At 70.0% G+C, this 19,389-nt stretch carries 19 protein-coding genes; 12 read left to right on the forward strand and 7 right to left on the reverse strand.

All coding sequences use genetic code 11. The features are described 5' to 3' along the window. Positions 1-75: 75 nt before the first annotated feature. On the forward strand, positions 76-969 hold the full coding sequence (locus KIP79_RS02380; RefSeq protein ID WP_214103016.1) for a DMT family transporter: 894 nt from the start codon (positions 76-78) through the stop codon (positions 967-969). Positions 970-980: 11 nt separating this feature from the next. Here the strand turns inward: KIP79_RS02380 and KIP79_RS02385 are convergent, their stop codons facing one another. Next, complete coding sequence (locus KIP79_RS02385) at positions 981-1,760, reverse strand: HAD-IIA family hydrolase (RefSeq protein WP_214103017.1); 780 nt, start codon at positions 1,758-1,760, stop codon at positions 981-983. Positions 1,761-1,856: 96 nt separating this feature from the next. Here KIP79_RS02385 and KIP79_RS02390 point away from each other — a divergent pair, with 96 nt between their 5' ends. From KIP79_RS02390 to KIP79_RS02405, 4 genes are read left to right on the forward strand one after another with little or no spacing between them, the layout of a single operon-like run. Continuing rightward, positions 1,857-2,849, forward strand: a complete 993-nt coding sequence (locus KIP79_RS02390) for an LLM class flavin-dependent oxidoreductase (protein WP_214103018.1) — start codon at positions 1,857-1,859, stop codon at positions 2,847-2,849. 39 nt (positions 2,850-2,888) lie between these two features. Next, positions 2,889-3,797 (forward strand): ABC transporter substrate-binding protein, encoded by a 909-nt coding sequence (locus KIP79_RS02395; protein ID WP_214103019.1) that lies wholly within the window; start codon positions 2,889-2,891, stop codon positions 3,795-3,797. Next, positions 3,784-4,674: an amino acid ABC transporter permease gene (locus KIP79_RS02400; protein WP_308169529.1), complete on the forward strand. Its 891-nt coding sequence runs from the start codon at positions 3,784-3,786 to the stop codon at positions 4,672-4,674. Before KIP79_RS02395 ends, KIP79_RS02400 begins: the two co-directional genes overlap by 14 nt. Beyond that, complete coding sequence (locus KIP79_RS02405) at positions 4,671-5,435, forward strand: amino acid ABC transporter ATP-binding protein (RefSeq protein ID WP_308169530.1); 765 nt, start codon at positions 4,671-4,673, stop codon at positions 5,433-5,435. Before KIP79_RS02400 ends, KIP79_RS02405 begins: the two co-directional genes overlap by 4 nt. Here KIP79_RS02405 and KIP79_RS02410 read toward each other — a convergent pair. Both KIP79_RS02410 and KIP79_RS02415 read right to left on the reverse strand, forming a co-directional pair. Continuing rightward, complete coding sequence (locus tag KIP79_RS02410) at positions 5,432-6,322, reverse strand: LLM class flavin-dependent oxidoreductase (protein WP_214103020.1); 891 nt, start codon at positions 6,320-6,322, stop codon at positions 5,432-5,434. The two genes, KIP79_RS02405 and KIP79_RS02410, sit on opposite strands and share 4 nt — an antisense overlap. Positions 6,323-6,345: 23 nt before the next feature. Continuing rightward, complete coding sequence (locus KIP79_RS02415; protein ID WP_214103021.1) at positions 6,346-6,975, reverse strand: TetR/AcrR family transcriptional regulator; 630 nt, start codon at positions 6,973-6,975, stop codon at positions 6,346-6,348. A gap of 56 nt (positions 6,976-7,031) precedes the next feature. Here KIP79_RS02415 and KIP79_RS02420 point away from each other — a divergent pair, with 56 nt between their 5' ends. Genes KIP79_RS02420 through KIP79_RS02430 form a run of 3 tightly spaced genes read left to right on the forward strand, consistent with a single transcriptional unit; the run spans position 7,032 to position 8,530 of the window. Next, on the forward strand, positions 7,032-7,379 hold the full coding sequence (locus KIP79_RS02420) for an alpha/beta fold hydrolase (RefSeq protein ID WP_214103022.1): 348 nt from the start codon (positions 7,032-7,034) through the stop codon (positions 7,377-7,379). Between the two features lie 35 nt (positions 7,380-7,414). Continuing rightward, entirely contained in the window at positions 7,415-8,236 is an 822-nt protein-coding gene (locus KIP79_RS02425; RefSeq protein ID WP_214103023.1) for a phosphotransferase family protein, read from the forward strand. 36 nt (positions 8,237-8,272) lie between these two features. After that, entirely contained in the window at positions 8,273-8,530 is a 258-nt protein-coding gene (locus tag KIP79_RS02430; protein ID WP_214103024.1) for a TFIIB-type zinc ribbon-containing protein, read from the forward strand. Positions 8,531-8,587: 57 nt separating this feature from the next. Here the strand turns inward: KIP79_RS02430 and KIP79_RS02435 are convergent, their stop codons facing one another. Both KIP79_RS02435 and KIP79_RS02440 read right to left on the reverse strand, forming a co-directional pair. Further along, positions 8,588-9,526, reverse strand: coding sequence for a hypothetical protein (locus KIP79_RS02435; protein WP_214103025.1), 939 nt, complete (start codon positions 9,524-9,526; stop codon positions 8,588-8,590). Further along, positions 9,523-11,163: an ABC-F family ATP-binding cassette domain-containing protein gene (locus KIP79_RS02440; RefSeq protein WP_214103026.1), complete on the reverse strand. Its 1,641-nt coding sequence runs from the start codon at positions 11,161-11,163 to the stop codon at positions 9,523-9,525. The genes KIP79_RS02435 and KIP79_RS02440 overlap by 4 nt, the downstream gene beginning before the upstream one ends. Before the next feature lie 273 nt (positions 11,164-11,436). On the opposite strand from KIP79_RS02440, the gene efeU reads away from it, so the two are divergent. The 3 genes from efeU to efeB all read left to right on the forward strand — a co-directional run bounded on the left by efeU (position 11,437) and on the right by efeB (position 14,837). Next, positions 11,437-12,273 carry an iron uptake transporter permease EfeU gene (gene efeU, locus KIP79_RS02445; RefSeq protein ID WP_214103027.1) on the forward strand — a complete coding sequence of 279 codons (837 nt, stop codon included), beginning with the start codon at positions 11,437-11,439 and terminating at the stop codon, positions 12,271-12,273. Positions 12,274-12,314: 41 nt separating this feature from the next. Then, positions 12,315-13,451 (forward strand): iron uptake system protein EfeO, encoded by a 1,137-nt coding sequence (gene efeO / locus KIP79_RS02450; RefSeq protein ID WP_214103028.1) that lies wholly within the window; start codon positions 12,315-12,317, stop codon positions 13,449-13,451. Between the two features lie 129 nt (positions 13,452-13,580). Beyond that, positions 13,581-14,837 (forward strand): iron uptake transporter deferrochelatase/peroxidase subunit, encoded by a 1,257-nt coding sequence (gene efeB, locus KIP79_RS02455; RefSeq protein WP_214103029.1) that lies wholly within the window; start codon positions 13,581-13,583, stop codon positions 14,835-14,837. 120 nt (positions 14,838-14,957) lie between these two features. Here efeB and KIP79_RS02460 read toward each other — a convergent pair whose 3' ends face one another. Both KIP79_RS02460 and KIP79_RS02465 read right to left on the reverse strand, forming a co-directional pair. Continuing rightward, positions 14,958-15,944 carry an aldo/keto reductase gene (locus KIP79_RS02460; protein ID WP_214103030.1) on the reverse strand — a complete coding sequence of 329 codons (987 nt, stop codon included), beginning with the start codon at positions 15,942-15,944 and terminating at the stop codon, positions 14,958-14,960. A gap of 113 nt (positions 15,945-16,057) precedes the next feature. Beyond that, positions 16,058-18,022, reverse strand: coding sequence for a CehA/McbA family metallohydrolase (locus KIP79_RS02465; RefSeq protein ID WP_214103031.1), 1,965 nt, complete (start codon positions 18,020-18,022; stop codon positions 16,058-16,060). A gap of 217 nt (positions 18,023-18,239) precedes the next feature. Here KIP79_RS02465 and KIP79_RS02470 point away from each other — a divergent pair, with 217 nt between their 5' ends. Continuing rightward, a complete protein-coding gene (locus tag KIP79_RS02470; RefSeq protein WP_214103032.1) occupies positions 18,240-19,295 on the forward strand; it encodes a hypothetical protein in 1,056 nt (351 codons plus the stop codon). Positions 19,296-19,389: the final 94 nt, after the last annotated feature.

Raw genomic sequence — 19,389 nt, forward strand, 5'->3', positions numbered from 1 at the left:
TCGGGTTCGGGTGGGGGATTCGTGGAGGCGAGCGATGCGGGGCCGACAGCAGAGCATCCGGCAGGCGTCGGTCTTTTGATCACCATCGTGCTGGCGCTGGCGGCGGCGGGCCTGCTCGGGCTGGGATTCGTGGCCCAGCAGCACGCGGCCTACGCCGAGCCGCTCGGCGAGATGCTGCATCTGCGCCTGCTGCTGCACCTGATCCGCAAGCCGCTCTGGCTGGGCGGCCTCGCCGCGATGATCGGCGGCCAGCTACTCGGCGCGCTGGCCCTGCAGCGCAGTGACGTGGCGCGCGTCGTACCGCTCACGGCGACCAACCTCATCTTCGCCCTGGCCGTGGCGGCGGCCGTGTACCGGGAGCGCCTGGGACGCGGGGAGTGGCTGGGGGCGGTGCTGGTCAGCGGAGGGGTGGCGGTGTTCCTGGTGTCCGGGGAGCCGCACAGCGTCGGCCCGCCCGACTCCAGCCCCGCCGCCTGGCTGGCCATGCTGGTCACGCTGATCGCGGCGGGCGGGCTGGTGCTGGTGGCGGTACGGTCCGCGCTGTCGACCAAGGCGATGCTGCTGGCGGCGGCCGCGGGCACACTGTACGGGGTCCAGGACGTGCTGACCCGCGACTCGCTGGTCCGGATGGAGCGGACCGGGCAGGGGCTGGGCGCGCTGCTGACCGCCTGGCAGCCGTACCTACTGATCATGGTCGCGGTGGTGGGCATCCTGCTCAGCCAGAGCGCCTTCGACGCCGCGCCGCTGCGCGTCTCGCTGCCGGCCGCCACCGCGGCCGAGCCGATCATCGGGATCGTGCTGGGCGTGGCCATCCTCGGCGAACGCCTGCGCGTCGATCCACCCGCCCTGGCGGGCGAGGTCGCGGGCCTGATCGCGCTGGTGGCCGGGATCATCATCCTCGGCCGCTCACCGTTCCTGGCCAAATCCGAGCAAGGCCCCGCCCGGTCCCCCGACCGGGCGCAGGGGTGATTTACGGCCGATCAGACCAAGGGGATCAGGTCGGCCACCGAGTCGACGATCTGGGAGGGACGGAACGGGAAGCGGTCGACCTGGCCGCGCTGGGTCACGCCGGTGAGGACCAGGATGGTGTGCAGGCCGGCCTCCATGCCGCAGACGACGTCGGTGTCCATGCGGTCGCCGATCATGGCGGTGCTCTCGCTGTGCGCCTCGATGCGGTTGAGGGCGCTGCGCATCATCATCGGGTTGGGTTTGCCGACGAAGTACGGGTCCACGCCGGTGGCTTTGGTGATCATGGCGGCCACGGCGCCGCAGGCGGGGAGGTTGCCCTCGTGGGAGGGGCCGACCGCGTCGGGGTTGGTGGCGATGAAGCGGGCGCCGTTCTCGATCAGGCGGATCGCCCGGGTGATGTGGGAGAAGCTGTAGGTGCGGGTCTCGCCGAGCACCACGTAGTCGGGGTCCAGGTCGGTGAGCACGTAGCCGGCCTCGTGCAGGGCCGTGGTCAGGCCCGCCTCGCCCACCACGTACGCCGAGCCCTCCGGGCGCTGGGTGGCCAGGAAGTCGGCGGTGGCCATCGCGGAGGTCCAGATGGCCTCGGGGGGCACGTCCAGGCCGGCCGCGCGGAGCCGTACCGACAGGTCGCGGGGGGTGTAGATGGAGTTGTTGGTGAGCACGAGAAACCGTTTGCCGGAGGCGCTCAGCTTCTTGATGAACTCGTCGGCTCCGGGCACGGGCTTGCCCTCGTGGACCAGGACGCCGTCCATGTCCGACAGCCAGCAGGAGATGGGCTTGCGCTCAGTCATGGTGCAAGCATGGCAGGAGCCCCAGGCCGGAAACCAATCGGCTGATCACGCCGCTGGCGGGAAATATCCGGAGTAGGTCTCCGGTTGTCGGTGTTCATGGAGAACAATCGGCTGTCCGTGCTGGAACTGGTCACCGTGGGCGAGGGCAGTTCGCCCGGTGAGGCGCTCCGGGGCGCGACCGAACTCGCCCAACGCGCCGAAGAATGGGGATATTTCAGGATCTGGGTGGCGGAGCATCATGGGATGCCGGGGGTGGCCAGCAGTTCCCCGGCGGTGATCATCGCGCATCTGGCGGCGGCCACCCGGACCATCCGGGTCGGGTCGGGCGGGGTGATGCTCCCCAACCACGCACCGCTGGTGATCGCCGAGCAGTTCGGCACCCTGCACGCGCTGCACCCCGGCCGCATCGACCTCGGCTTGGGCCGCGCCCCCGGCACCGATCTGGCCACCGCGCACGCGCTGCGCCGCTCGGCCCACGTGGACCCGGACGAGTTCCCCCAGCAGGTCGCCGAGTTGACCGCGTTCCTGGACGGGACCTATCCCAGCATCCAGGCCATCCCGCGCGGCGACGACCGCCCGCCCATCTGGCTGCTGGGCTCCAGCGGGTTCAGCGCCCGGCTGGCCGGTCTGCTCGGGCTGCCGTTCGCGTTCGCCCACCACTTCAGCGCGGTCAACACTGAACCGGCTCTGGAGATCTACCGCACCTCGTTCCGCCCGTCGGAGGCGCTGGCCGAGCCGTACGCGATGATCGGGGTCTCCGCGCTGGCGGCCGAGACCGAGGAGGAGGCGCGGCGGCAGGCCCTGCCGGGGGCGCTGGCCTTCCTGCGCATGCGGCACGGGCGCCCCGGCCGCTTCCCCACCCCCGAGGAGGCCGCCGCCTACCCGTTCACGGCCGCCGAGTCCGAGTTCGTGTACGGGCGGCTGGCCGATGTCGTCTACGGCGATCCCGACCAGGTCCGTACCGGCCTGGACGAGCTGCGCAAGCGCACCGGGGCCGACGAATTGATGATCACCACCACCGTGCACGGCGTCGACACCCGGCTCCGGTCCTACGAGCTGATTGCCAGGGCATATGAAATGACCCCCTAGGGTGGATTCCAGCCCAAATGGGATTCGGGGGGATGAAACATGACACGGTCGCGCCCCTGGCGCGCCATACGCGCCTGTGCTCTGGGCCTGGGCGCCTGCGGCCTGGGGCTGGCCGTCGTGAGCTGCGGGAACACCGGCAACACCGGGACCACCGCCGCGACGCCCAGCCCGGTGCCCAGCCTCGCCGCGCAGGTTCCGCAGGCGATCAGGGACGACGGGAAGCTGATGATCGCCACCGACGCCTCGTACCCGCCCAACGAGTACGTGGACCCGGCCACCCAGCAGATCGTCGGCTGGAACGTCGAACTGGGCACGGCCGTCGCCGGAAAGCTGGGCCTGCGGCCGGAGTTCCAGAACGCCGGGTTCGACACGATCATCCCCGGACTGCAGTCCGGCAAGTACGAGATCGGCATCTCCTCCTTCACCGACAACAAGGAGCGGGAGAAGGCGGTCGACTTCGTCACCTACTACAGCGCGGGCACCTCGTGGGCGTCCCTGAAGGACAACCCGAAGCACGTCACCCCGGACAACGCCTGCGGCAAGACCGTCGGCGTGCAGCAGGGCACCGTGCAGGTACAGGACGTGGCGGTCCGCAGCGCCGCCTGCCAGCAGGCCGGCAAGCCCGCCATCCAGACCGTGGTGCGCAAGCAGCAGACCGAGGTCAACGCCGACCTGGTGGCCGGGAAGACCGACGCGATGCTGGCCGACTCCCCGATCGTCGGCTACGTGGTCAAGCAGACCGGCGGCAAGCTGGCCGTGATCGGCACCGCCTACGGCACCGCCCCGTACGGCTGGGCGATCGGCAAGAACTCCGGCACCCTCAAGGACGCCGTGCTGGCCGCGGTCAAAGCGATCATCGCCGATGGAACGTACCAAAAGATTCTCGACAAGTGGGGCGTCCAGCAGGGCGCCATCACCGATCCGGTGATCAACGGTGCGCGGGGCTGACGCGGGACCGGGGCTCGGGGTGGCCGAGCGCCCGGACCACCGCGAACAACGGCACCCCATCAAGGCCGTGCCGGTCCGCCATCCGGGCCGGTGGGTGGCGGGGGTGGCGGTCGCCGTACTGGCGGCCATGCTGGTCAACAGCCTGCTCACCAACCCGGCCTTCAACTGGCCTGAGCAGGCCAAATACCTGTTCTCCCCGCCCGTGCTGGACGGCGTGCGCAACACCATCTGGCTGACCGTGGCGGCGATGGCCGGCGGGGTCGGCTTCGGGATCGTGCTGGCGCTGATGCGGCTGTCGGCCAACCCGCTGCTGCGCGGCGCGTCCTGGCTGTACGTCTGGTTCTTCCGCGGTACTCCCCTGTTCACCCAGCTGCTGATCTGGGGGAACATCGGGGCGCTCTTCCCCACTCTGGGCCTGGGCATCCCGTTCGGGCCGCAGTTCGTCCAGGGCCAGACCAACGCGCTCTACAGCGCCGCGGCCGCCGCCGCGCTCGGCCTGATCTTCAACGAGGCGGCGTACATGGCGGAGATCGTCCGGGGTGGCATCCAGTCGGTCGACCACGGCCAGCAGGAGGCCGCCGCCGCGCTCGGCATGAGCCGGGCGCAGACGCTCCGCCGGATCGTGCTGCCGCAGGCGATGCGGGTGATCGTGCCGCCGACCGGCAATGAGGCCATCTCGATGCTGAAGAACACCTCGCTGGTGGCCGCGGTGCCGTACCTGGAACTGACCTTCACTGCGCAGACCATCTACGCCACCACGTACCAGATCATCCCGATGCTGGTGATGGTCTGCCTGTGGTACCTGTTCCTGTCCTCGCTGATGATGGTCGGCCAGTTCTACCTGGAACGCCACTACGCGAAAGGCCACCGCCGATGAGCGAGCCCATGGTGCGCGCCGAAGCGGTCTGCAAGAGCTTCGGCCATGTGCCGGTCCTGAAGGGCATCGACCTGGAGGTACGGCCCGGCGAGGTGATGTGCGTGGTCGGGCCCTCCGGGTCCGGCAAGTCCACCTTCCTGCGCTGCGTCAACCACCTGGAGAAGATCGACGCCGGCCGCCTCTGGGTGGACGGCCAGCTGATCGGCTACCGGCAGCGGGGCGACCGGCTGCACGAGCTGCGCGACCGCGAGGTGGCCGCGCAGCGCCGCGACATCGGCATGGTCTTCCAGCGCTTCCACCTGTTCCCGCACATGACCGCGCTGGAGAACGTGATGGAGGCGCCGCTGCGGGTGCGCGGGGACAGCCGGGCCGCGGCCACCGAGCAGGCCCGCGCCCTGCTGGACCGGGTGGGCCTGGCCGACCGCACCGGCAACTATCCCGCCCAGCTCTCCGGCGGCCAGCAGCAGCGGGTGGCCATCGCCCGCGCGCTGGCCATGCACCCCAAGCTGATGCTCTTCGACGAGCCCACCTCGGCCCTGGACCCCGAGCTGGTCGGCGAGGTCCTGGACGTCATGCGCGACCTGGCCGGGGACGGCATGACCATGATCGTGGTCACCCACGAGATGGGCTTCGCCCGGGAGGTCGGCGACTCCCTGGTCTTCATGGACGACGGCCTGGTGGTCGAACGCGGCGCCCCCAAGGAGGTGCTGACCAACCCCCGGCACGAGCGCACCCAGGCGTTCCTGTCGAAGGTGCTCTAGGGCGCCAGCGCCTCCAGGGCCTCCTCCGCGCGGCGCATCGACTCGGCCGGGTCGGCCTCCGGGCCGCTGACGGCCGGGTTGAAGTTGAGGTCGTGGAACAGCTCGGTCACGCCCTGCTCGGCGAGCGCCGCCACGTCCTCCTTGATCTTCTCGTACGGCCCGGCGAGCAGCCCGGACGTGTCGTCACCGGGCCGGGTGACGCCACGGCAGATGAAACGCAGCGCCTCCGGGTCGCGACCGGCCTGCTCGGCCGCCTCCTTCACCGCGGAGATCTGCTCGTGGAGCCGGGTCAGGTCCATCCGGCTGGCGGAGATCCAGCCGTCGGCCAGCCGCCCGGCCCGGCGCAACGCGGCGGGCGCGCCCCCGCCGAGCAGCAGCGGCGGCACCACCGGGGGCTTCGGGTTCAGATGGGCGGCGGGCACCGTGTAGAACTCGCCGTCCTGCTCGACCGGATCCTCGCTCCAGAGCCGGCGCAGCAACGGGATGTACTCCTCCGCACGCTTGCCGCGCCGCTCGATCGGCACACCCGAGGCCACGAACTCCTCCGGCACCCAGCCGAGGCCGGCCCCGACGTCCAGCCGCCCGCCCGCGACGCTCTGCAGGGTGGAAAGCAGCTTGGCCAGCATGACCGGCGAGTAGAACGGCAGGTTCAGCACCGCCACGCCCAGCCGGATCCGCCGGGTGAGCCCCGCCAGGTAGGCGAGGGTCACGATCGGGTCCTGCACGCTCAGGTAGGTGGGCCCCATCGGGTGGCCCACCGGATAGAGCAGCCGCTGGAACGTCCACACCTCGTGGTAGCCCAACTCCTCGGCCCGGCCCGCCACCCGCGCCATGTTCTCCGGAGTGGCCCACGCACCCGACACCGGCACCGCGAATCCCAACTTCATGAGGATCACCCTAGAAGACCCGATCAGTGAGGTGGCGGACCGGTGGAGGTCCGATGACCCAGGCGAGTGATCTGGCCGTTGAGGATGCGCAGAGCCCGCTCGGTGGTGAGGTGGCCGAGCAGCAGATCGGAGGCCAGCCCGTCCACAAGGGCGAGCAGGGTGTCCGCGGCCAGCGCGGCCTCTTCGCCACGCTGGGCGTCGCCGTCCTTCGCCGGACCCGCTTTCTGGAGCAGGTCGGCCACCGCTGCGGCGAGCTGGGCACGGCCCTCGCGGTAGCGGTCGGCCATGGACGGGTCGTTGAGTGCCCTGATGAACACCGCGACGCCCACCAGCGTCTCCGCCCTGCTGTCGGGATCGGTCGGGAGCAGCGCCGTCAGCAGGGCACGCAGCTGGGCCGCCGGGCTCGCCGGCAGTGGCACCGCGGCCAGGCCGCGCCGGATCCGCTCGCCGAGTCTTTCGCGTAGCCGGCTCGTGGCGTACACGAGCATTTCGTCTTTGCTGGGGAAGTAGTGCTGCACCAGCCCGATCGACATGCCCGCCGCGGTCGCGACCTCCCGCATGCTGACGGCCTCAAGCCCGCGCTCGGCGGCGATCCGCCACAGCGCCTGGCTGATCTGTCCGCGCCGCTCCTCATGATCGACCTGTTTTGGCATCCGTACTTCCTGTTTCGCCGTTTATCATACGATCGTATGGCAAAGGAGGCGATGGGATGGCACGCGCCAGGATCGGCCGGTTCACGACACCGGCGGCTCAGGAGAGGTACGAGAAGGTCTACGACGAAGGGGCCTCGGCCTTCCCGTCCCCCGTGCAGGCCCGCGACGTCGACACCGGGTTCGGGCGGGTCCGCGTCTACCAGTTCGGCCAGGACGACCGGCCGCCGATCGTGCTGCTGCACGGCAGGGGCGCCACCAGCGTCATGTGGCTGCCCAACCTCGCGGCTCTGGCCGAGCACCGCCGGGTGTACACCGTCGACCTGCTGGGTGTCCAGCCAGGCGGCGACCATCGCCGGTCAGTGCGCCGCCGAGGTGAACAACCGGGTCCTGCGCTTCATCGATGAGCAGGGGCAGCTCTTCGGCGGGTAGATTGTCCCGGGTGTCTCCTGACCTGGTCCCCCATCTGCTCCGGCTGGCCGGCGGCGACGGTCCGGTGACCGTACTGAAGGACACCAAGGTGCTGGTGCTCCGGGTGGGTGAGCTGGTGGTCAAGGCTCATCCGGCGGGGGCCGACGAGAAGGCGCTCCGGGCCCGGCTGGCGGTTCGGCTGCCGGGACTGATGCTCGCGCCGCTGAAGATCGATCGGGTCGGCGACCGGCTGGTCAGCGTGTGGCCGGCCGGGATCCCGCTCACCCCCGACGACCTGGAGGAACCGCCCTGGGAGGCGGGCGGGCGGCTGCTGGCCCGGCTGCACGCGCAACCCGTGCCGCCGGGATTGCCCGCCATGGGCGGGCAGGACCGGGTGCATCGGGCGGTCGCCCCGCTGGAGGAGGGTCACGTGATCCGGCAGGCGTACCGGACCCTGGATCTGGCGCCGCGCGGGAACCGGCTGGTGCACGGGGACTGGCACCTGGGACAGCTGGTCCGGTTCCCGAGCGGGTGGCTGCTGATCGACCCGGACGACCTGGGGTACGGCGAGCAGGTCTGGGATCTGGCCCGCCCGGCCGCCTGGTACGCCTCCGGGCTGGTCTCGGGGGCCGAGTGGGAGCGGTTTCTCGGAGCGTACCTGGCCGAGGGCGGTACGGCGGTGACACCGGAGGATCCGTGGCGGGAACTCGACGGTCCGGCACGGGCGTTGACCGTGCAACTGGCCGCCATCGCCGTGACCACGGCGCGCCGGGAGGGGAACACCCTTGACGAGGCGGCGGAGGCTCTGGTCTCCTCCTGCGAGAGGATCCTGGCCACACCGCCTACGTCGTAGGGTGTTCGGTTGTACGCCTCTTAAGGAGATGGACTCATGCAGTGCCCTAAGTGCCGCGGGAACATGCGGACCTTCGACCGCAACGGGGTTCACATCGAGCAGTGCGACAACTGCCGCGGGATCTTCCTCGACTACGGCGAGCTGGAGACCCTCAGCCGCATGGAGAACCAGTGGAACCAGCAGCACTACGCGCCGCCGCCGGCGCCGGGGCCGGCCTGGGGCGGCGGGCACCACGGCGGCCACCACTACGGCCACCACCGGCGTAGCTGGGTGAACGCGCTCTTCTCCAGCTGAGTTCCCGCCGCCGCGGTCCCGCGCCTCCGGGACCGCGGCTTTCCTGTTTCCGACAGGTCAGGCCGGGAAATCGTCCGGGTCGACCTCGCTGAACTTGGCGTTCCCTCCGTCCACGGGAGTGATGGTGAGCGTCCAGTCGACCCAGCGGATCGCGGAGCCGCTGTAGGTGGTGCGGAAGCGTACGGGGTCGTCGAACTTGACGAAGTCGCAGCCGCGCGTGAAGGCGCGTTTCTTGCTGTCGTAGTCGGTGCCGGTGGTGAAGTAGACGCGGTAGCTGCCGTCCTTGATGTTGGTGATCGTGGCCTTGCTCTTCTTCCGCACGTAGACGGTGATCGCCTTGCGCTTGCCGAGCATCATGGTGAGCACGCTGTCCTGCTTGCCGTCGTTCCTGACGGTCAGCTTGCTCCGCCCGCCCCGGATACTGGAGCGGAGCAGCTTGCCGTTGGACAGGCTCCGGTTCCGCTCCTTGGGCGGCTTCACGGTGACCTTGCCGCCCGGGTAGTCGCCGAGCGAGGCCAGATCGACGCCCGCCTCCCGGAGCGCGGTGAACCCCTCGGACTTGCCGAGACCGGCCATGACGGCGGTGGCCGTGCAGTAGGCGCGCTGATCCACCCCGCTGCGCAGTTCGCCCAGGCTGGTCCGCATCGACCGCAGCCCGTCGAGGTAGTCGGCGTGCTCGGTGGTGATCTCGGCGGGCGGCTGCACGGGTTCGAGCTGCTGGAGCGCCTGTTCGACCGCTCTCTCGGCACGATCCAGCCGTTCCTGCAGTGCTTTGGCCGTTTTACCCTTCTCCAGGTTCTTGAGTGCGGTGTCCACCGGGCCGCCCGCCGCGTCCAGGGCGGTGCGGTACGCGGCGGGGGTGAGCCCAGGTGGTGCGGCACTGCCGGTGGTCCCTGATGTGCTCGGTACGCTGGCGGGGGAACCCGAGGGGGCCGACGTGCAGGCCGTCAGCGTCACCGCGGTCGCGGCCAGGACGAGGTACCGGGGAGTGATCACCCATCTAACTTTTGTTGGATAAGTCCGGACGTGTCAATTCGGCGGGTGGGGGCGATCGAGGCCAGGAACGGCAGGTCGTGACTGGCCACGATCAAGGCCCCCCGGTACGCGCCGAGGGCCTGGGCGAGCTGGCGCACGCTGGCCAGGTCCAGGTTGTTGGTGGGCTCGTCGAGCAGCAGCAGCTGGGGGTCGGCGAGCAGCAGCGTGGCCAGGACGGCACGGAAACGTTCCCCGCCGGAGAGGGTGCCCGCCCGCTGGTCGACCCGGGCGCCGCGGAACAGGAACCGGGCCAGGCCCGCCCGGATCGTGTTGACGGAGGCGTCGGGGGCGGCGGCGCGTACGTTGTCCAGCAGGCTGAGCGAGTCGTCGAGAATGTCCAGGCGTTGCGGCAGGTACCGCGCCGGCACATACACCTCTCCCGAAATTTCGGTACCTGGGGGGCGGGAGGTGGGGAGATCGGCCAGGGCGGCGATCGCCTCCAGCAGCGTGGTCTTGCCCGAACCGTTCCGCCCGACCAGTGCGATCCGCTCCGGTCCGCGGACCACCAGCTCGTCCATGGCCCGCCCCGGCACCTCCGCCTCCGGCGACATGCCCGAAATATCGTGATCGGTTGCGGTCAGCCAGGGCAGCGGGAGGCGCAGCGCCACCCGCGCCGCCGGGACCACCGTCCGGGGCAGCTCGATCCTGATCTCCGCGTCGTCCCGTACCAGTTCCTCGGCCTCGGCCAGCCGCTCCCGCGCCTCGGCCACCTTCTCCTCGTGGAGCCCGCGCTGCCGTCCGGCCGTCACCTGCGCCTGCCGCTTCCACGCGCCGAGCACGATCTTCGGTGCCCGCCCCTCGTCGGCCATCCTCTTGCCGTACCGGGCGGAGCGCTCGGCCTTGGTGCGCGCCTCGATCTGCTCGCGCCGCTGCCGCCGCAGGTCGGCCTCGGCGGTCCGCACCGCCCGCTCGGCCGCCCCCTGCTCGGCCGCGATGATCTCCTCGTACGCCTCGAGGGGGCCTCCGAAGATCCGCCCGGAGGGCAGTTCGGCGATCTGGTCGACCAGGCCGAGCAGGCCCCGGTCGTGGCTGACCACGACCAGCGTGCCGTTCCAGGCCAGCATGGCGTCGTACAGGCGGTGCCGGGCGGTCAGGTCGAGGTTGTTGGTGGGCTCGTCCAGCAGCAGCACGTCGGGGCGGCGGAGGAACTGGGCGGCCAGGCCGACCATGATCGCCTCTCCCCCGGAGAGCGTGGCCACCGTACGGTCCAGGTCCACCTGGTCGAGCCCGAGCCGGTCCAGCTCGGCCCTGGCCCGCTCCTCCACATCCCAGACCACGGCCTCGAAGAGCTCCTCGGCCGTCTCGCCGCGCTCGATGGCGTGCAGCGCCTGCCTGGCCGGGGTGATGCCAAGCTGGTCGGAGACCGTACGGGCGACGTCGAGCGGCAGGTTCTGCGGCAGGTAGCCGAGCACGCCGCCCACCTTGACGCTCCCCCGGCTGGGCGCCAGTTCCCCGGCGGCGATGCGGAGCAGGGTGGACTTGCCGGAGCCGTTGACCCCGATCAGCCCGGTACGCCCGGGCCCGAAAGTGAATTCGACGCCCTCCAGGACGGAGGTGCCGTCCGGCCAGGCGAAAGAAAGATCATGCAATACCAACATAAAGCGGTTCCCTGAGGTCGAGTACGTACGAATACGCGGTGGGTGACCTCAGATCGGTTCACCCCCACAGGCGTGGGGAAAGAGACGATCTGGGTCAGGCCGCGGTCTTCAACGTCAACTCCAGGGAACCGGCAGTGGGACGTGACCGACCTTACGGCCCCGGGCCACCGCAGGCCACCGAATTTATCCGGACACCCCCCTGTGTGGCCGCTCAGTCATACGGGTAAGGTAATGCTGGCCTAAATTAGGCAAGCCTCACCTTGGAGTGTTCACGTGTTCGCCAGCTTCCTCATCGGCCTTCGCGAGGGCCTGGAGGCGACCCTGGTCGTCTCGATCCTGGTGGCGTTCCTCGTCAAGAGCGACCGCAAGGACAAACTCCCCCTCGTCTGGGCCGGAGTGGGCACCGCCCTCGTCCTCGCCATCGGGTTCGGCGCGCTGCTGTCGTTCACCGCCGCCCACCTCAACCACGAGCAGCAGGAGTTGTTCGACGCCCTCACCTCGATCGCGGCCACCGTCTTCGTGACCTGGATGATCTTCTGGATGCGCGGCGCGGCCCGGAAGATCTCCACCGACCTGCGGGCCAAGCTGGGTGAGGCGCTCCAGGTCGGCTCGGTCGCGGTCGCCGTGATGGCCTTCCTGTCGGTGATCCGGGAGGGCCTGGAGACCTCGCTGCTCTTCTTCGCCTCCGCCCAGGGCGCCGCCACCACCGCCAGCCCGCTCATCGGGATCTCCCTCGGCGTGCTCACCTCGGTCCTGATCGGCTGGGGCATCTACGCCAGCGCGCTCCGGATCAACCTCACCAAGTTCTTCACCTGGACCGGCCTGCTGCTGATCCTGGTCGCCGCCGGCATCCTCAAGTACGGCGTGCACGACCTGCAGGAGGCCGCCCTGCTGCCGGGGCTGACCACCCAGGCGTTCGACCTCAGCGCCGTACTGGACCCGGGGGCCTGGTACTCCGCGCTGGTCAGCGGCATGTTCAACATCACCGCGCAGCCCACCGTGCTGGAGATGGTGGCCTGGGTCGCGTACGCGGTGCCGGTGCTGTTCCTCTTCCTCCGCCCGGCGGGCGGCCTGCCCAAGGCCACCGCCGGCCAGCCCGTCTCGCAGTAGTCCCCCACCTCACTTCGCAGGAAGCCCTCAGGAGTCCACCCATGCGTAGCCCGATCATCATCGGCGCCCTCGCCCTAGCCGCACTCACCGCCTGCGGCAGCGCCGACCCGGCGCCCTCCGCCGCCCCGGCCGGCGGCGGCGACCTTCCCGCGAAGGTGACGGTGGCCGCCAACGACACCTCCTGCCAGGTGGCCACCGCCGAGCTGGCGGCCGGGACCAGCACGTTCTCGATCACCAACGGCGGAAGCAAGGTGACCGAGTTCTACGTGTACGCCCCCGGCGACCGGGTCATGGGGGAGATCGAGAACATCGTGCCCGGGCTGACCAGGGAACTGGTCGTGGAGTTGCCGCCGGGGACGTACGAGACGGCCTGCAAGCCCGGGATGATCGGCAAGGGCATCCGGGGTCCGCTCAAGGTGACCGGCGAGCACAAGCCGCTCACCGACGACGCCCAGATGGCCGAGGCCACCGCCGGCTACCAGCGGTACGTGAAGAGCCAGACCGACACCCTCCTGGTGAAGACCCAGGAATTCGTGGACGCGGTCAAGGCGGGCGACATCGAGAAGGCCAAGTCGCTCTACCCCGTGTCCCGTACCTACTGGGAGCGCATCGAACCGGTCGCGGAGATCTTCGGCGACCTCGACCCGAAGATCGACGGCCGGGAGGAGGTCATCGAGGAGGGCATGGAGTTCACCGGGTACCACCGGCTGGAGCGCGACCTCTGGAAGGACAACGACGTCAGCAAGTCCGGGCCGATCGCCGACCAGCTGATGAGCGATGTCAAACTGATCGTGGAGCGGGCGAACGCGGAGAAGCTCTCCCCGCTCCAGCTCGGCAACGGGGCCAAGGAACTCCTCGACGAGGTGGCCACCGGGAAGATCACCGGTGAGGAGGACCGCTACTCGCACACCGACCTCTGGGACTTCGCCGCCAACCTGGACGGCTCCAAGGCGGCCGTGCAGGCGCTGCGGCCGGTGCTGGAGACGCGGGCGCCCGACCTGGTGAAGACGCTGGACGAGAAGTTCGCGGGGGCGGAGGCGGCGTTGGAGGCGCATCGCAGTGGCGACGGGTGGAAACTGCACACGGACCTGTCCAAGGACGACCTGAAGGTGCTCTCCGACGCGATCAACGCCCTCGCCGAGCCGGTTAGCAAGATCGCCGCAGTGGTGGCGCAGTAGTCGTCCGGTCGGCCGTGCCACCGATCAGGGACGGTGGCCCGGCCGACCGGCGGCCCTCTGGTCCGCGGGGGCGCGGCACGCAGAGGCATTCCAGGGAACATTGCTGTAGTCAGCGTCAGTAGGGACATCATGTCGGGCATCAGTCGGCGTAAGTTGTTCGGGCTCGGAGCCGCCGGGGTGGCCGCCGCCGGGGCGGGGGCCCTAGCCGTCCGGGTTGGCTCCGAGGAGGGGGTCACGGCCGCGGAACCCGTGCACACCGCCGGGGCGGTGCCCTTCTACGGCGAGCACCAGGCCGGAATCGTCACCCCCGCCCAGGACCGGCTGCACTTCGTCGCCTTCGACGTCACCACCGCTAGCCGGAACGAACTGATCGAACTGCTCCAGGAGTGGACGGCCGCCGCCGCCCGCATGACCCAGGGCCAGGAGGCGGGCACCTTCGGCGCGGTCGGCGGCGTCCCCGAGGCTCCCCCAGACGACACCGGCGAAGCCCTCGGCCTACCCCCCTCCGGCCTCACCCTGACCATTGGCTTCGGCCCCTCCCTCTTCGACGACCGCTTCGGGCTGGCTGGGAAACGCCCCGCCGCTTTGGCCGATCTGCCAAAATTTCCGGGAGACGCGCTTTTGCCGGAAATTTCGGGCGGGGACATCTGCGTGCAGGCGTGTGCGAACGACCCCCAGGTGGCCGTGCACGCCATCCGCAACCTGGCCCGCATCGGGTTCGGCAAGGTCTCCGTCCGCTACTCCCAGCTGGGCTTCGGTCGGACATCCTCCACCTCCCGGGCCCAGGCCACCCCGCGGAACCTGATGGGCTTCAAGGACGGCACCGCCAACCTGAAACTCGAAGACACCTCCGAGCTTCGTACCCACCTCTGGGCGGCCCCCGAAGACGGCACATCCTGGATGTCCGGCGGAACCTACCTGGTCACCCGCAAAATCCGCATGCACATCGAAACCTGGGACCGCACCTCCCTAACCGAACAGGAAGCCATCTTCGGCCGCAACAAGGGCGAAGGCGCCGCCCTCGGCTCCCAGAAGGAATTCGACGAGCCGGACTTCACCAAGAAGGGCCCCGACGGCAAACCGTTGATCGCCGATGCCGCGCATGTACGGCTGGCGCATCCATCCAGCCATGGCGGGGCCCGTTTGCTCCGGCGCGGCTACAACTTCGTGGACGGCTCCGACGGCCTGGGCCGCCTGGACGCCGGGTTGTTCTTCATCGCGTATCAGCGTGATCCGCGGCGAGCGTTCGTTCCCGTGCAGATGGCGCTGGCCCGGCAGGATGTCCTCAACGAGTACATCAAGCACGTGTCGAGCGGCTTGTTCGCCGTTCCACCAGGGGTACGCGACGCGGGCGACTACTGGGGTCGCACTCTGTTCGACACTTGACAGGTCCTACGCCTCACGCTCCCTGGGCGACCATGCCGAACGATGTATTCCGGCCGCCTGGCAGATCCGGGCCAGCACCACCCCATCGTCTTCCTGAGGGAGACGGGCGGTTGCCGGGAACTACCCGGCGGCGTCGAGTTTGGCCAGTTGGTCCGGGGTGAGTTCGATGTCGACGGCGCCCAGGCTCTCCTCCAGCTGGGCCGGCGAGGAGGCGCCGATCAGGGGGATCACCGGGATGTCGCCGCAGATGAGCCAGGCCAGGACCACCTGGTTGAGGGTGGCGCCGAGTTCGGTGGCCACTTCGTGGAGGGCGGTTAGGCGGGTTTCGTAGCCGGGGAGTCGGACGGCCTCGTCGATGGGCTTGTCGGGGCGGGTGTAGGCGCCGCGGAGGAGGGGGCTGTAGGCGACGAGGGTGAGGGACGGGTCGGCGCGGACGTAGCTGAGGAGGTCGCCGGAGGTGGCGCCGAGGTCGCCGTCGGCGGAGAGGGGGGAGGGGCGGTCGGTGCGGCGGCGGAGGTAGGTGTGGTGGTACTGGAGGAGTTCGTAGCCGGGGAGGCCGGCCGCGGCGGCGATGTTGCGGGCTCGTTCGACGCGCCAGATCCAGTGGTTGCTGGCGCCGAGGAGGCCGACGGTGCCTTCGGCGACGAGTTCGGCGAAGCCCTCCACGGTTTCCTGGAGGGGGGTCTTGGTGTCCTCGATGTGGGCGTACAGGACGTCGAGTTTGTCCAGGCCGAGGCGGTCGCGGCTGCGTTCGGAGGATTCGCGGATGACCTTGGCGGAGAGTCCCTCGGGGTTGTCGGTGTAGCTGGTGCCGGGGGCCAGGGGGCGAGCGCCGAGTTTGGTGGCGATGACGATTTCGTCGCCGATGCCGCGGCTGCGGCGCCAGCGGCCGAGGAGTTCTTCGCTTTCGCCGCCCTGGCCGCCGTTCTCCCAGAAGGCGTAGTTGTCGGAGGTGTCGATGAAGGTGCCTCCGGCCTCGACGTAGCGGTCGAGGATGGCGTACGAGGTGGCCTCGTCGGTGGCGGTGCCGAACAGCATGGCGCCGAGGCTGAGCACGCTGACCTCGCGACGGTTGGCCGGGTCTGTGCCGATCGTGCGGTATTTCATGCGTCATCCTTCCCCGTGCCCGGCAGGGGTCCGGGCGCTGGGAAGTAAGTGTGGTTTCTGGAGCGCACTCCAGGTCAAACCCAGGCGGGCCCGGAGCGCCGGGCCCGCCGGGGTCAAATCAGGCGGGAGCGGTAGACCGTGATGGCCTTCTCGATGAGGTCGAGGTGGTCGCGGAGTTGGTCGCGGGAGTCGAGGCGGGCGTGGTCGCGGATGGTGGTGGACAGGAGGTTCAGCCATTCCAGGCACCAGTGGACGTCTTCGGGGCGGGCCACGTGGCGGCCGGCGACGTCGAGGTAGACGGGGCTGGTGTGGGCGTAGACCTCGCGGTGGAGGGAGCGGGGGTGGCGTCCGCCGGAGGCGGCGGCGACCAGGTAGGTGGGGGTGGTCACGTCGAGGGTGGTGGTGAGTTCGCCGCCGGGGCCGGTGGCTATGACGCCGTCGGCGGTGTGCAGTTCCAGGCGTTCGACCTCGGGGCCGACGGTGCGGACGGTGACGGTGACGCGGTCGCCGGGGCGTAGGTGGAGGGTGTCGCCGAGGTCGGCGTGCAGGCCGGTGGCCTCGTCCACGACCGTCAGCTCCAGCCAGGGGCCGGTGGTGGCGAAGGTGCGGCCGAGCCGTACCGCGTTGGCGAAGGAGTCGGCGGAGAGCGGGCCGGACAGGCGGGCGTAGACGCGTTCCCAGCCGGGTGGGCTGGAGACGGTGTCCTGGCGGGTGAAGGAGAGCATGGTGTCGGTGCCGGCGAGGGCGGCCAGCCGGTTGCCGGCGCCGACCAGCCGCCGGTAGACGGTGACCGTGCCGGGGATCTCGGAGAAGTGCAGCAGTTCCATGCCGTCCACCAGGCCGAGCGCGGCGTCCACGACCAGGGCGCGGGCCTCGCAGTTGCGCTCGCCCGCGCGGACGACGTCGGCGGGGTGCTCGACCCTGCCGTGGAAGGGGTGGGCGTAGCCGATCACCGCGCCCAGTTCCCTGAGCTCGCCGCAGGCGGCGCCGTTGGGGGGCCAGTCGGCCTGGCCGACGAAGCCGGTGTGGTAGCTGGACGGCGGGGCGACCAGGCCGAAGGCGTGCACGTGGCCGAGCAGGTCGTTGCGGTACTCCACGCCCATCCGGGCCACGTGGGTGGCGTCGGACCAGGGCAGGTCGCGGCCGGCCCAGTGGTGCAGGGCCTCCTTGTCGTAGACGCGCTCGCCGGCCACGTTCCCGGCGACCAGGTTGAGGACGTGCAGGTCCTCGCCGTGCTGCATGGCGGCGGCCGCGGCGGGGGTGGCCACGATGTCGCCCGCCCAGTTGAGGTGCACGTGCAGGTCGGCTCCGTACCAGCCGCGGGCGGCGGCGTCGTAGAGGCGTTCCGGGGCCAGTTCGACCAGGGTCTCCCGCCAGGGGGCGGGGTGCACGGCGGCCTCGGCGGTGCTGTACTCCATGCCGCGCGTGACCCGTACGGTGAGGGGTTCGGCGGGGACCTCCACCAGCAGGTCGTCGCCGTGGAAGAAGGGTTCGCCGTGGTAGTCGCGGCGGCGGTCGGCGCCGTCGGGGTACCAGCCCTGGCCGTCGGCGGTGGTGACGCTCCACCGGCAGGGGAATCCGGCGCTCAGCCGGAGGCGGGCGGGGACGGCGGCCCGGGTGAGCACCGACAGGTCGACCGGTTCCCCGTCGATGGTGAGCGTGCTGGCGGTGGTGATCTCGATGAGCCGGGCCCCGCCGGGCGGGACGGGGTAGGGGGCGCCGTCGACGTGGACGGTGGCCGGTTCGTCCCTGGCCGAGTCGACCAGGAGGACGCCGGGCAGCGGCGTGGCGGACAGCACCGCGAGCGGGCGGGCCTCCAGGCGGAGCCCGTTGGGAGTGAGCTGGAGGACGGTGAGCCCGTCGGGGGTGGTGTGGCCGCGCAGGGCGTCCCGGAAGGCCCGGTCCAGGTCGGGCACGTTGGACATCTGGTACGCCTCATCCGGGAAACGGAGGAAACTCATCATCCGTACGTAGCCCAGCGGCGGTTCGCCCCAGGTGATGCCGTGGTCGGCCAGGAGCGAGCGGTACTCCGCGAGCGCTCGCGCCACGACCGGCGGCAACATTGGATCTTGGTACATGTTCGCCTCCCCGTAGTCGAAAACGCCAGCATCGTCACACCCGGCAACGGGGGAAAACTTGCAATCGTGCGTTACGGTGCAGTTCTCTGCGCCCCGGTGGGATAACACGTAGTCCCGGACGGATTGGACTTCTCAATTACCCGGAAGTGAACGCCCGCTGAATTCTCGCTTCCAAGGCGCGTCCGGATTGGGCACACCTCACATAATTCGAGGTGTCATGAGGAGAAGTTGGATCGGTGCCGGGTTGGCGCTGCTGCTCCTGGGGGCGGTGGCCGCGGCTCTGGTGCTCGGGAACCGGACCGGGGACGAACTGACCGTCGTGCGCGGCGTGATCGGGTCGGAGAAGAAGCCGTTCTTCGACGACCCGCAGGTCCAGGCCGCGTTCGCCAAGCACGGGCTGAAGGTGGAGGTGGACACCGCCGGCTCCCGGGACATCGCCACCACGGTCGACCTGGGCAAGTACGCCTTCGCCTTCCCGTCGAGCGCCCCCGCCGCAGAGAAGATCAAGAAGGACCGCGGGGCGACCGTGACCTTCGCGCCGTTCCACTCGCCGATGGCGGTGGCGACCTTCCAGCCGATCGTGGACGCCCTCACCAAGGCGGGCCTCGTAACCGGCAATTCACTCGATATCCGGAAATATCTGGATCTGGTGGCTAATGGGACTCGCTGGGAGGATTTGGCGGGGTCGGCGTACAAGGCGCGGAAGCGGGTGCTGCTGACCACCACCGATATTCGCAGTTCCAACTCGGCCGCCATGTATCTCGCGGTGACCAGCTACGTCGCCAACAACGACGACGTGGTCAGCTCGCCGCAGCAGGCCGACCAGGTGGCCCCCAAGATCGCGCCGCTCTTCCTCGACCAGGGCTACTCCGAGTCGAGCACCGAGGCGCCCTTCGAGGACTACCTCGCGATGGGCATGGGCAAAACGCCCATGGTCATGATCTACGAGGCCCAGTACGCCGCCCGCCTGTTCGCCGCCGACGGCGCCATCCGCCCCGACATGCGGCTGCTCTACCCCACCCCGACCGTGCTCAGCAAGCACACCCTGGTCCCGTTCGACGAGCCCGCCACCAGGGTCGGCCGCCTGCTCACCGAGGACCCCGAATTCGCCCGCCTGGCCGCCAAGTACGGCTTCCGCACCGCCAACCCCCAAATCTTCACCGACCTCGCCAAGGGCACCCAACTGGCCACCAACCTTGACGACGTGGTCGAACCACCCACCTACGAGCAGCTGGAGCGCCTGATCGCCGTGATCGAGCAGCGCTACTTATGAGAAACCCGTCCCTTGGACAGCCGCATCGTCTCGGTGCAGGCGACTCACTGCGGCGGCTGACCAGATCACGACTTTCACATAAGACCTGACCCCC

The organism is Acrocarpospora catenulata, from assembly GCF_018476525.1.
Classification (GTDB): Bacteria; Actinomycetota; Actinomycetes; order Streptosporangiales; family Streptosporangiaceae; genus Acrocarpospora; species Acrocarpospora catenulata.